This is a genomic window from Brevundimonas sp. TWP2-1, assembly GCF_049897645.1.
Classification (GTDB): Bacteria; Pseudomonadota; Alphaproteobacteria; order Caulobacterales; family Caulobacteraceae; genus Brevundimonas.
This window is the reverse complement of record NZ_JAFCWR010000001.1, coordinates 236,941-249,200: the sequence shown is the minus strand read 5'-3', so window position 1 is coordinate 249,200 and position 12,260 is coordinate 236,941. Positions and strand designations below refer to the sequence as shown.

The following is a 12,260-nucleotide window of genomic DNA, read 5'->3' as shown; positions in this document are numbered from 1 at the left end:
CTGGCGGCGTCGGGGCTGAGATAGATGCTTAAGGCCGGGTTCGCCAGACGGGCGCTCAGCCGGCCTCGAACAGGAAGGCGCCGATGGCGACCGCCACGGCCGCAAAGGCGGCGACGACGGTGCGAAGGATCAGTTTGCCGTCCTGGCGCATCGTCTGCGCTCCCGCTGGCTGTCCCGACCGGGGACGAATGCGGCCTTGGCTGCGAAATCCGCGCCAATGCGGCGTGACCTTGGGTAAAGTTCGATGCGGGGACCGTTTGACCCAGGCCCTGCGTCGGCTAAAAGGCCCCTCTTGTGCTGCGACGCAGCGCCCGATTCCGGAAACCATGGCCGAAACGCCCGTCATTCATGTGCTGAACGGCCCCAATCTGAACCTGCTCGGGGTTCGGGAGCCGGACATCTATGGCCGCGACACCCTGGCGGACATCGAACAGCGCTGCATCAAGGCGGCGGGCGACGTGCAGATCGTGTTCCGCCAGACCAACCACGAAGGCGTGCTGGTGGACTGGATTCAGGAAGCCCGTGAAGGCGCGGACGCCCTGATCATCAATCCGGCGGCCTATGGGCATACGTCGGTGGCGCTGCACGATGCGCTGAAGACGCTGTCGATCCCGGTGATCGAGCTGCATCTGTCCAATCCGGCGGCGCGCGAGGCGTTTCGCCATCACTCCTATGTGTCTTCCGCAGCGACCGGCGTCATCGCAGGCTTCGGCGCGGCAGGCTATGAACTGGCCGTCCAGGCGGCTCTCACCAAGGTTCGGGAACGCGGCTGACGCCCGTCCCGTTTACTCAAGACCACGAAAGACAAGGCGCAAATCCAATGGCCGATGACAAGAAACACGCCGAAATCGACGCCGCCCTGGTTCGCCAGCTGGCCGACATCCTGAACGAGACCGACCTGACCGAGGTTGAGGTCGAGCGCGGCGACCTGCGCATCCGCGTCGCCCGCGAGATCACGGTCAACGCCGCGCCGGTGCAATATGCCGCTGCGCCGGCCGCAGCCGCCGCGCCGGCCCCGGTCGCCGCACCGGCCTCCATGCCGTCCGATCCCGCCACCATCGTCGCCCGATCCGGCGAAGAGGTGAAGTCGCCCATGGTCGGCACCGTCTATCTGCAAGCCTCGCCCGAAGCGCCGGTCTTCTGCCAGCCGGGCGACAAGGTCAAAAAGGGCCAGACCCTGCTGATCGTCGAGGCCATGAAGACGATGAACCCGATCCAGGCCCCGCGCGACGGCGTGGTCCTCGATATCCTGGTCGGCGACGCCCAGCCGGTCGAGTTCGGCGAGCCGCTCGTCCTGCTGGAAGCCTAAGGCGCCCTGATGTTCACCAAGGTTCTGATCGCCAACCGCGGCGAGATCGCGCTGCGCATCCATCGGGCGTGCAAGGAGATGGGCATCTCCACCGTCGCCGTGCACTCCGAAGCCGACCGCGGCGCCATGTGGGTGCGCCTGGCCGACGAGAGCGTCTGCATCGGCCCCGCCTCGGCCGCCAAGTCGTATCTGAACATCCCGTCGATCATCGCGGCGGCCGAGATCACCGGTGCCCAGGCGATCCACCCCGGCTACGGCTTCCTGTCGGAAAATGCTCGCTTCGCCGAGATCGTCGAAGCCCACGGCATGACCTTCATCGGTCCCAAGCCCGAGCATATCCGGGTCATGGGCGACAAGATCAGCGCCAAGAAGACGGTGATGGAAGCCGGCATCCCCTGCGTTCCCGGCTCGGACGGCGAGGTCGAGACTATCGAAGCCGCCATCGAGGCGTCCAAGTCCATCGGCTTCCCCCTGATCGTCAAGGCGGCGGCGGGCGGCGGCGGACGCGGCATGAAGGTGGCCCTGACGGCTGACGACCTGGTCGAGGCCGTCCAGACCGCCCAGTCCGAGGCCAAGGCCGCCTTCGGCAACGGCGCCGTCTATATGGAGCGCTATCTCCAGAAGCCGCGCCACATCGAGATCCAGGTCATCGCCGACAGCCACGGCAACGTCGTCCACCTGGGCGAACGCGACTGCTCGCTGCAACGTCGTCACCAGAAGGTGCTGGAAGAGGCCCCCTCGCCAGCCCTGTCGGCCGAGGGTCGCAAGCAGATCGGCGAGACGGTCAACAAGGCCATCGCCGCCATCGGCTATCTGGGCGTCGGCACCATCGAGTTCCTGTGGGAGGATGGCGAGTTCTTCTTCATCGAGATGAACACCCGCCTGCAAGTCGAGCATCCGGTTACGGAAATGATCACCGGCGTCGACCTGGTGCGCGAACAGGTCCGTATCGCCGCCGGCCTGCCGCTGTCGTTCACGCAAGAGGACATCGAGTTCAAAGGCCACGCCATCGAGGTGCGTATCAACGCCGAAAACCCGGAGACCTTCACCCCGTCGCCGGGCAAGATCACTGACTTCCACGCCCCCGGCGGCCTGGGCGTGCGTCTGGATAGCGCCATCTACGCCGGCTATTCGATCCCGCCCTATTATGACAGCCTGATCGGCAAGCTGATCGTCCACGGCCGTGACCGCGAAGAGGTCATTGCGCGCATGAAGCGGTCGCTGAACGAGATCGTCATCGGCGGCGTCGATACCACCATCCCCCTGTTCCAGAAGCTGTTGCAGGAGCCCGACATCCTGTCCGGCGACTATGACATCCACTGGCTGGAGAAGTGGGCCGCCCGTCAGAAGGGCGACGCCTGACAGATCCCGATTTCAGCGCCAGCGGGCCTTTCGGCGGTTTCGGCCCCGAGGACCTGCTGGCCTGTTACGCCCGGGGCGTGTTTCCGATGGCCGAGGCGCGCGACGATCCGCGCGTCTTCATTATCGAGCCGGAACAGCGGGGCGTCATTCCGCTGGACGCCTTCCACATCCCCAGCCGCCTGCGTCGCACCGTGCGGGGCGAGCCGTTCGAGGTAAGGGTCGATACCGCCTTCGAGGCGGTGCTGGACGGCTGTGCGGCGGCGCAGGGACCGGATCGCGAGGACACCTGGATCAACGGGCCGATCCGCCGGCTGTATGCGGCCCTGTTCGCCATGGGGTTCGTCCACTCCATCGAATGCTGGCGGGACGAGCGGCTGGTGGGCGGGCTGTATGGGGTGTCGCTGGGCGGGGCCTTCTTCGGCGAGAGCATGTTCAGCCGCGAGCGGGATGCGTCCAAGGTCGCGCTGGTGCATCTGGTCGCGCGGTTGAGGAAGGGCGGCTGGACCCTGCTGGATGCGCAGTTCCTGACGGATCACCTGAGCCAGTTCGGCGCGGTGGAGACGCCGCAGGCGACCTATCTGGACCGGCTGTCCCCCGCCCTGTCGGTCAGGCCGGATCAGGCGGCGTTGCGCGTGGCCATGACCGGCGTCGAGGCGGTGGCTCTGGCCACGGCATAATGTGCTCCGCCTGATCTGTCCGGACACGATTTTCGGCCTGTCCCGACAGGTTCGGATTGGCGTCGGCGGCGGGTCTGGCCGTCAATGGCGGCATGATCCAGACCCCATCCGCCTTATCCAAGGCCCCGCCCCGCTCGACAGTCCTGCGCGAGGTGCGAGAGATCGCCGTGACCCTGGTCGTCGCCCTGATCCTGGCGACCCTGCTCCGCATCCTGCTGTTCCAGCCCTTCACCATTCCGTCGTCGTCGATGGAGCCGGGGCTGGTGAAGGGCGACTATATCGTCGTGTCGAAATATCCGTATGGCTGGAGCACAGCGTCGCTGCCGTTAGACCCGCCCATGGCGCCGGGGCGGGTGATGGGGCGCGAGCCTCGGCGCGGGGACGTCGTGGTGTTCCGCCTGCCGCGCGATCCGAAACAGACGTGGATCAAACGGGTCGTGGGCCTGCCGGGCGACACGGTTCAGGTGCGCGACGGGGTGGTCTTCGTCAACGGCGATGCGGTGCGCCAGACCCGGCTGGATGTCGTCGCCGACCATGACGCGCCACAGCGCCGGGTGCAGCAGGTGCGCGAGACCCTGGCCGACGGGCGGACCTATGTGACCTATGACGGCGGGCCGGACCTGCCCGGCGACGACACGCCCCTGCACCGCGTGCCGCCGGGCCAGTATCTGATGATGGGCGACAACCGCGACAACTCTCTGGACAGCCGCTGGCCGGCCGAGGTCGGGGTCGGCCTGCTGCCCGCCGAGAACATCATGGGTCGGGCCGAGATCGTGCTGGCCTCATGGAAGCCGGGCGCGAGCCTGTTCAAGCCCTGGACCTGGCTGAACCTTCAGTAGGACCGGTTTTTGGTAAGGATTCGGTAGGTCGTCTCCCCACACCCCGTCACCCTCGGGCTTGTCCCGAGGGCCCACTGTTGAACCCTCGCTCGGGCGTTAGATGTTGAAACGCGCTGCCTGAATGCCGATCCACCGCATCTGCATCCGCCGTGGGCCCTCGGGACGAGCCCGAGGGTGACGGAAAATGGGGTGGTGTTTAGCGCGCGGTACGTGGTGTTTAGCGACCGCGGCATTCGTCGAAGCTGACGACGCCGTCGTGGTTGCGGTCCATCCGGTCGAAGGCGGCGCGGCTGGGCGGCGAAGACTGGGCCAGGGAGGGCGCAGCGACGGCGCCTAGGGCCAGGCCGGCGACGGCGGCGGCCAGCAGCGGACGCCAGCCCAGGCGGGGCGCCAGGCGGGGAGAACGTCGGGTCGAAGACGTCTGGCTCAGTTCGGCGTCGATGACGCGGCGAATGGCGTCGCTGGCGGTGCGGCCCTCGGCGCGGCAGCGGGCCATGAAGGCGGTCTTGGTCGCGTGGGGCAGTCGGATTTCGACCGTTTCGCTTTTCTTGAGCGGCTTATCGCGATCCATCTTCAGCCTCCTCGCGGCGGTCAGTTCTTACAGCCCACGACCCAGGCGTCGTAATAGGGGTTCTGGACGCCGCTGACGGACGGCGACGAGGCGAACATCCACCCGCGGAAGATCTGGCGTGGCGCGGTCTCGCGGCCGCGCGGCTGAAGCGACACGTCCATATAGGCGATCGCGTCTTCGGTCAGTTCGTCCGGGGTCGTGACCTCGCAAGCGCGGGCGGCGAAGATGAGGTTGCGGTTGAAGCGTACGGGGCGACCGCCGACCTCGACCTCGAACTTCATCGACTCGGCCGTGACCTTGTCGATGGCCTGGATGATCGCGAACTTGCGACGCTGGCGGCGGGCCGGAGTCGCCGGCTGTTCGATGGCCTTGGTCGCGACGGGCCGCTCGGCCTTGATCTCGTCCTCGGCCTTCTCCTCGACGGCGGCGTCTTCGGCGATGACGATGGCGGGCGGCGGCGTCACCGCGACGGGCGAACGCGGCGCAGGCGCGCCGGCAGGCGGGGTCTCGGTCGGCACCGAAGTCTGGTCCGGCGTATTGCGCAGGATGTCGCCGATCGGATCCTGGACCGGGCGGGCGTCACGCGGCGCGTCCTGAAGCACGCTGGCGGTCACCGCGCCGGCGCTCATCACGCCCGCGACGGCCGCCGCGCCCAACAGGATGCGGCGCGTTTTCACTCGGGGGTCCAGGCCTGATAGTCGCCGGTCGCAGCCGGGCGCTTGGCCTCGTTGGCCAGCGAGCCGGGCGGACGCCAGGCCAGGGGCGTGCCGGTCATATTGGGCAGGTGATCCTTTTCCCAGACGCGACGCGGCAGCGGCTGCTCGGTCGGGGGCAGGTCGAAGGTGTAGTGCAGCCAGCCGTGCCAGTCGGGCGTGACCTTGGACGCTTCGGCATAGCCGTCATAGATGACCCAGCGACGCTTGCGGCCGTCGTAGCTGACGTTGTCGCGGCTCTCGAAATAACGATTGCCGTTCTCGTCCTGGCCGACGAAGCGACCGCGCTTAGCGATGGTGAAGCGGGTGCCGATCGTGGCGCCCTCCCACCAGCCGAAAATCTTGCTCAACACGTCGTGCAATCCAACCGTAAGGGTTCGCCGAAAAGGGAGGCGGCGTCTGGCGCGGATCATAGAAAGCCGCGCGCTCTTCGTCCAGCGTTCAGGCGGGGCCAGTTGAATCGATATCTTGTGGGCAATACGGCCTGAGCACACCAGATGTATTGGCGAAGCGGCGCGCGACCGCCTAGGCTGGTGCGAACCTTTCGGAGAGACGCCGCCATGCGCTTTCAATCAGGCTTCGCCGTTCGCGCCGAACGAGTCGCGATGGAGACCCGCGCCGTCGAACGCCCGACCAGCGTGCAGCAGGTGCTGGCCCCCGCCGGCTGGTCCGATGCGCAGATCGAGGCCTGGCTGGACTGGGTCGAGGCGGCGGGATTCGCAACGCCGATGTCGGGCGACTGGCTGAACGGCGGCGTGGACGCCTGGGTCGAGCGTTTGGCCGCGACCGGCGTGACGGAGGGCGTGTTCGACCGGGCCGAGTCCGCTGTGTTCGCCACCGAACTGTCGGGGGCGTTCAAGCTGGGCCTCGCGGCGCCGGCGGGATCGGGGCCGATTGCAGCCAGCGTCGTCGATCTGAACGATCCAGGCGCGGGCGCGCGCATCAAGGCGCACAGCGGCAAGCGGGCCGCCGCGCGCCTGGGCGCCCAGGCGGCGCAGGCCCTGGCCGAGGCCCTGGCGGGGGTGGCCGATGCGGTGGACCGTTGCGAAGGACCGCGCAGCGACTGCGGCGACCCCTCGCGCAATCCGGCCCTGGGCCGGGCGGCGGCGCTGGCACGACGGTGCGGCGCCAGCGACGCCGACATCCTGAGAGCCGTCGACGGCGAACGGCCCGCCATGGCGCTGGAGCCGACGATCGAGGGCGCGCCTCTGGTCGCCCTGGCGGATCGGACGCAGATCGCGGCGGGCGCGCCGGAAGCCCTGCTGGCGGCGGAAGCGGCGCTGGACGGCGGGCTGATCGTCGCCTTCGACCCGCGCGATGCGGAAACCGCGACGGCGACGACGGGTCGGGCCGTGATCGACCTGGGCGCCGTGCTGGCGCTGGACGGCGACGCAGCGACCGATCTGGCGGGCCTGACGCGGTTGTTGACGGTGGCTCTGGACCTTCAGGCGACGTCGCCGGGCGTGATCGCCCTGGGGCTGGACGGGTTGCTGGGGGCCCTGGCGGCGGACAATGATCGAACGGCTCGGGCGCAGGCGTTCGCGGGACTGGTCGCCGCGACGGCGGCGCAGACCTCGGCCGAGTTGGCGAGCGTGCGCGGTCTCTGCCCCGACTGGGACGACCTGAAGGGCGCCGCCGCCGAAACTCAAGGCGCGCGGCGCGATGTGCTGAAGGGGCTGGCCAATCCCATCGCCGCAGTCGCGTCGAAAGCCCTGGCGGTCGCGCCCAAGGCGCGGCGGCATTCGGCCATCGGCCTGTTCGTCGAGGATGCTGAGGCGCGGCTGCGGCTGGGGCTGGGGCTGGGCCGGATCGCGGCGGTCGATGTGTTCCAGACGGCGGACGGCGAGATCGGTCACCGGCTGCACCCTGCCCTGGCGGCGGCGATCTCGGCGGCGGGCGGCGACGTCGAGGCGGCGGAGCGGTGGACGTTCGGGCGGCGCACCCTGGTCGAGGCGCCGGGTATCGATCATGCGTCGCTGCGCGCGCTGGGCTTCACCGACATCGAACTGGCCGCCATCGAGAACGCCCTGGCCTGGGCCGAGGATTTCGACACGGTCTTCGCCGCCCCGGTGCTGGACCCCGGTTTCATCCGCGACGTGCTGGGCGTCGAGGACGGCGACGGCCTGTTACTGACCCTTCTGGGCGTGTCCGAAGAGGCCGAGACGGCGGCGGCGCGCTGGGTCTTCGGTCATGGCGACCTGAGCGATTGGCCCGAGGCGCCGGCGTCCGTCGCCGCCCTGCTGGCCGATCCGGCGGCGGCCGTGGCGGACCTGCGTCGCGCCATCGAGCCGTTCAGCGACCTGGCTGACATTGCGGTCGAACCGATGGAATGGCGCGCCACGCCAGCCCAGGCCGCGCGGCTGCTGAGCCAGGGCGCGCTGGACGGCCGTCGCGCCATCCGCCTGGCCCGCGCCGCGCCGCCGGCCGGTCCGCTGTTGTCATTGCCGAACATCGACGCGGCGCGGGCCGAGACTGTGCGCGAGTCTCCTCGTCCCGCCCCGACCGAGCGGGTGGTCGAGCGCGTGATCGAGCGGGAACGGGCGCGCCGCAAACTGCCCGACCGGCGCAAGGGCTATATCCAGAAGGCCGCCGTGGGAGGGCACAAGGTCTATATCCACACCGGCGAATACGAAGACGGCGAGCTGGGCGAAATATTCATCGACATGCACAAGGAAGGCGCCGCCTTCCGCAGCCTGATGAACAATTTCGCCATCGCCATCTCCATAGGCCTGCAATACGGCGTGCCGCTGGATGAGTTCGTGGACGCCTTCGTCTTCACCCGGTTCGAGCCGGCCGGGCGCGTCACAGGCAACGATTCCATCAAGTCGGCGACCTCGATCCTGGACTATATCTTCCGCGAGCTGGGCGTCTCCTATCTGGACCGCGACGAACTGGCCAACGCCGGGACGGACGAGCTGAATGCAGATGGTCTGGGTGATGGAAAGCCCGACGCCAACGAAGCCGTGCCCGCCGCCCGGTTCATCTCCAAGGGGTTCGCGCGGGGATCGGCGCCCGACAATCTGGTCGTCCTGCCCTTCGGCAAGAAGGCCGAGCCCGAGCCGCGCCACGTCGCCAATAGCGAAGCCGTCGCCTGCCCCGCCTGCGGCGACTTCAGCCTGCAGCAGCGCGGCGCCGCCTGGGTCTGCGACACCTGCGGGGCCGAGCCGAAGGCAGTCACGCCTTGAATTCGAAATGGTGGGCTGCGTTAGCGAACATCAGCCCAATCTGGCTATCGCTGACTGCAATCGCGGGAATATTTGTCGGGTTGATGAATCATGGCGCTCCCACAACCTGGGGCGCAGCATTCTTTATCTTTGCTATAATTCTGCAATGGGGCTGGATCTACGGCGTCCATCGGATCGCACTCTACCCATTCGATACGAGGCCCTGGCTCTCGCGTGACTGGTCTTACTTGTTGGGTTTCGCCTTTCTGGTTGCGAACGTCACCCTGACGCTTGGGCATCCAAGAGATGGAACGTGGGTCAGCGACCTCAACGATTTTGTCAGCTTTTCATTCATGCTGTTCGCGTTCGGTACGGCTTCGAATGCGGCTGGCGCAGTTTCAGATAGCTCGCCACGTCTTCGACCCGCCTTCTCTGATCGAACTGTTCTAGCGATTGGCTTCATCGCAGCACCTATCGGCGCATGGCTTTTAAAGCCAAGGTTAGATCAACTTCGCGCGGCTTCGGAGGTCAGGGCTAGGTTAAGGGTTATGGCCTAGGGTTTGCTGCAAGACGATCGAACGTCGGAGCCCGGTCCATGAAACGCACACTTTCCCTCGGCCTGATCGCCGCCCTGCTGGCCGTCGCCGCGCCCGCCCTGGCCCAGAACGCGGGCCAGATCGCCAGCGTGAAGCGCGGGTCGTCCTGCGCCGGATGCAACCTGTTCCAGGGCGACTTCTCTGGCGTAGAGGCGCGGGGCCTGAACCTGTCGGGTTCGCGGCTGCGTCAGGCGGATCTGAGCCTGAGCGTCATGAACCGCACGCGCTTCTCCAACACCGACATGCGCGACGTCGAGGCCTATGGCGGCGTCTTCTCCGGCTCCAACTTCTCGCGCGCCAACCTGACCAACGCCAGTTTCGTCGGCGCCTATCTGGAGGGCGCAAGCTTCTCGGGCGCGACCTTGTCGGGGACCAATCTGTCGGGCGCCCAGCTGACGCGGGCCACCGGCCTGACCCAGGGCCAGCTGAACCAGGCGTGCGGCGACGAGTCGACCGTCCTGCCGCGCGGGCTTCGCATTCCCGCCTGCTGAGGGTCGCCGACCTTGCCGGGATTTCATGAAGTTACCTCGATTTAAGTAGGTATGGCAGGGGTTTCGGGGCATTCAGGTCTCGTGAAACAGATCGCTGAACATATCCGGGTCAAACCCTCGCTGGCGCTTCTGGCGCTCTGCACGGCTTGGGGGGCGGCGCTCATCGCCTCGCCGGCCTTCGCCGGGGTGGAGATGTCGATGCAGGATCGCGACGTGGCCCGTTCGGTGTCGCTGGGCGGATCGTGCAATCGCTGCGAACTGTCGGGCCGCAATCTGACCGGGGCGACCTTCACCGGCGCCAGCTTCATGAACGCCACCCTGGTCGGAGCCAATCTGCGCGGCGCCGAGATGATGGGCTCCAACTTCACCGGCAGCGACTTCAGCCGCGCCAATCTGTCAGGCGTCGAGATCGTCGGCGCAAACTTCACCTCCGCGAACTTCACGGGCGCCCACTTGAACGGGGCAGAGGCGCAAGGGTCGTCCTTCGTCCGCGCCAATCTGACCCGCGCCGACCTTTCGGGCGGCGAGATGCATGGGGTGAACTTCAACGGCGCGACCCTGGCGGGGACCAACTTCTCCAACAGCGAACTGTTCGGGGCGACGATCACCAATGTCCGCGCGGCCGGCGCCAACTTCTCCAACGCCGAGGTCAACGCCTCCAACCTGTCGGGCGGCGACTTCTCGAACGCGGACTTCTCGAACGCCAGCCTGGATGGCGCGCGACTGAGCGGCGCGAGCTTCTCGCGCGCCGACTTCTCGAACGCCTCACTGCGCCGCACCGACATTCGCGGCGCGGATCTGTCGAACGCGCGCGGCCTGACCCAGGACCAGATCAGCGAGGCCTGCGGCGACGGCTCGACCCGCTTGCCCGGCCGCCTGACGGCCCAGGCCTGCCGCAACACCTCGATCCGCATCATCCGCACGCCCGCCACGCCGACACCTCCGCGCGTGCGCAACTTCGTAAACGCCGGAAACTGAACGGCGCGTTGACGAGAGCCGTTTCTGAGCCCTGACGCCCCGCTTTCCAAACTTCCCCATCCCTTGCCTCTCCCACAGGGAGAGGGCTTGAGCGCCCGAGAGCGCAGCGATCGGCCTTGCGCGAAAGGGTGAGGGGTTACGCTGTGCGACGCGATCAGCACCGTACCCCCCTCATCCGGTTCTGCGAGCCACCTTGTCCCCATGGGAGAAGGGAAAGACCAGCGGGACAAAGCAAAACGGCCCCCGGATCTCTCCGGGGGCCGCTCTGTTACGCTTACTCTTTTGGTCGGCCTATGCTCGCCTCGCGGAGGCTCGCGACTTGAGGCCGCTCTTACTACTCGACGATCTTGGCGACGACGCCGGCGCCGACGGTGCGGCCGCCTTCACGGATGGCGAAGCGCAGGCCCTGGTCCATGGCGATCGGGGTGATCAGTTCGACGTTCAGTTCGGCGTTGTCGCCGGGCATGATCATCTCGACGCCTTCCTTCAGGTGAACGATGCCGGTCACGTCCGTGGTGCGGAAGTAGAACTGCGGGCGATAGTTCGTGAAGAACGGCGTGTGACGACCGCCTTCTTCCTTGGTCAGGATGTAGGCTTCGGCCAGGAACTTGGTGTGCGGGGTGATGGAGCCCGGCTTGCACAGCACTTGGCCGCGCTCGACGTCTTCACGCTTGGTGCCGCGCAGCAGAACGCCGACGTTGTCACCCGCTTGACCCTGGTCCAGCAGCTTGCGGAACATTTCGACGCCCGTGCAGGTCGTCTTCTGGACCGGACGGATGCCGACGATTTCGACTTCTTCACCGACCTTGACGATACCCTTTTCGACGCGACCCGTGACCACGGTGCCGCGGCCCGAGATCGAGAAGACGTCTTCGACCGGCATCAGGAACGGCAGATCGACCGGACGTTCCGGCTGCGGGATGTAGGCGTCGACGGTTTCCATCAGGGCCAGAACGCGCTGTTCGCCGATTTCCGGGTTCACGCCGTCGGTCGCGGCCTTGGCCGAACCCTTGGTGATCGGAATATCGTCGCCCGGGAACTGGTACGACGAGAGCAGCTCGCGCACTTCCATTTCGACCAGTTCCAGCAGTTCTTCGTCATCGACCAGGTCGACCTTGTTCATGAAGACCACCAGAGCCGGCACGCCGACCTGACGGGCCAGCAGGATGTGCTCGCGGGTCTGCGGCATCGGGCCGTCGGCAGCCGACACCACCAGGATCGCGCCGTCCATCTGCGCGGCGCCGGTGATCATGTTCTTCACATAGTCGGCGTGGCCGGGGCAGTCGACGTGGGCGTAGTGACGGTTGGCCGTCTCATATTCCACGTGCGCGGTGTTGATCGTGATGCCGCGGGCCTTTTCTTCCGGCGCTGCGTCGATGTCGGCATAGGCCATGGCCTTCGCGCCGCCGGCCTTGGCCAGCGTCATCGTGATCGCAGCCGTCAGCGTGGTCTTGCCGTGGTCAACGTGGCCGATCGTGCCGATGTTGCAGTGCGGCTTGTTCCGTTCGAACTTTTCCTTGGCCATGGCCAAACTCCTGATGGCCCGGGTTGAGGGGCGCG

The 12,260-nt window shown here is 67.2% G+C and carries 12 protein-coding genes; 8 read left to right on the top strand and 4 right to left on the bottom strand.

Translation table 11 applies throughout. From position 1 onward, the window contains the following. Positions 1-326 precede the first annotated feature (326 nt). The 5 genes from aroQ (at position 327) to lepB (ending at position 4,187) form a co-directional block, all read left to right on the top strand. Positions 327-773, top strand: a complete 447-nt coding sequence (gene aroQ, locus ACP7BH_RS01325; protein WP_425984340.1) for a type II 3-dehydroquinate dehydratase — start codon at positions 327-329, stop codon at positions 771-773. Between the two features lie 47 nt (positions 774-820). Beyond that, on the top strand, positions 821-1,309 hold the full coding sequence (gene accB, locus ACP7BH_RS01320; protein WP_346496651.1) for an acetyl-CoA carboxylase biotin carboxyl carrier protein: 489 nt from the start codon (positions 821-823) through the stop codon (positions 1,307-1,309). 9 nt (positions 1,310-1,318) lie between these two features. Continuing rightward, the gene (gene accC, locus ACP7BH_RS01315; protein ID WP_425984342.1) at positions 1,319-2,671 is read left to right on the top strand and encodes an acetyl-CoA carboxylase biotin carboxylase subunit; all 1,353 of its coding nucleotides are present in this window, start codon (positions 1,319-1,321) and stop codon (positions 2,669-2,671) included. Then, entirely contained in the window at positions 2,668-3,348 is a 681-nt protein-coding gene (gene aat, locus ACP7BH_RS01310) for a leucyl/phenylalanyl-tRNA--protein transferase (protein WP_425984825.1), read from the top strand. The genes accC and aat overlap by 4 nt, the downstream gene beginning before the upstream one ends. A 92-nt stretch (positions 3,349-3,440) precedes the next feature. Continuing rightward, positions 3,441-4,187: a signal peptidase I gene (lepB, locus tag ACP7BH_RS01305; protein WP_425984344.1), complete on the top strand. Its 747-nt coding sequence runs from the start codon at positions 3,441-3,443 to the stop codon at positions 4,185-4,187. 217 nt (positions 4,188-4,404) lie between these two features. On the opposite strand, the gene ACP7BH_RS01300 is transcribed toward lepB, so the two are convergent. The 3 genes from ACP7BH_RS01300 to ACP7BH_RS01290 are packed head-to-tail and all read right to left on the bottom strand — an operon-like array spanning position 4,405 to position 5,824. Then, positions 4,405-4,758: an EF-hand domain-containing protein gene (locus ACP7BH_RS01300; RefSeq protein WP_425984346.1), complete on the bottom strand. Its 354-nt coding sequence runs from the start codon at positions 4,756-4,758 to the stop codon at positions 4,405-4,407. A gap of 20 nt (positions 4,759-4,778) precedes the next feature. Continuing rightward, entirely contained in the window at positions 4,779-5,435 is a 657-nt protein-coding gene (locus ACP7BH_RS01295) for a DUF2155 domain-containing protein (protein ID WP_425984348.1), read from the bottom strand. Beyond that, a complete protein-coding gene (locus ACP7BH_RS01290; protein WP_159850705.1) occupies positions 5,432-5,824 on the bottom strand; it encodes an NADH:ubiquinone oxidoreductase subunit NDUFA12 in 393 nt (130 codons plus the stop codon). The genes ACP7BH_RS01295 and ACP7BH_RS01290 overlap by 4 nt, the downstream gene beginning before the upstream one ends. A gap of 207 nt (positions 5,825-6,031) precedes the next feature. Here ACP7BH_RS01290 and ACP7BH_RS01285 point away from each other — a divergent pair, with 207 nt between their 5' ends. The 3 genes from ACP7BH_RS01285 (at position 6,032) to ACP7BH_RS01275 (ending at position 10,700) form a co-directional block, all read left to right on the top strand. Next, entirely contained in the window at positions 6,032-8,656 is a 2,625-nt protein-coding gene (locus ACP7BH_RS01285; protein ID WP_425984349.1) for a TSCPD domain-containing protein, read from the top strand. 574 nt (positions 8,657-9,230) lie between these two features. Then, complete coding sequence (locus tag ACP7BH_RS01280) at positions 9,231-9,722, top strand: pentapeptide repeat-containing protein (RefSeq protein WP_425984351.1); 492 nt, start codon at positions 9,231-9,233, stop codon at positions 9,720-9,722. An 81-nt stretch (positions 9,723-9,803) separates the two neighbouring features. Further along, complete coding sequence (locus ACP7BH_RS01275) at positions 9,804-10,700, top strand: pentapeptide repeat-containing protein (RefSeq protein ID WP_425984353.1); 897 nt, start codon at positions 9,804-9,806, stop codon at positions 10,698-10,700. A 334-nt stretch (positions 10,701-11,034) separates the two neighbouring features. On the opposite strand, the gene tuf is transcribed toward ACP7BH_RS01275, so the two are convergent. Further along, positions 11,035-12,225: an elongation factor Tu gene (gene tuf / locus ACP7BH_RS01270; protein ID WP_135193056.1), complete on the bottom strand. Its 1,191-nt coding sequence runs from the start codon at positions 12,223-12,225 to the stop codon at positions 11,035-11,037. Between the last annotated feature and the right edge of the window lie 35 nt (positions 12,226-12,260).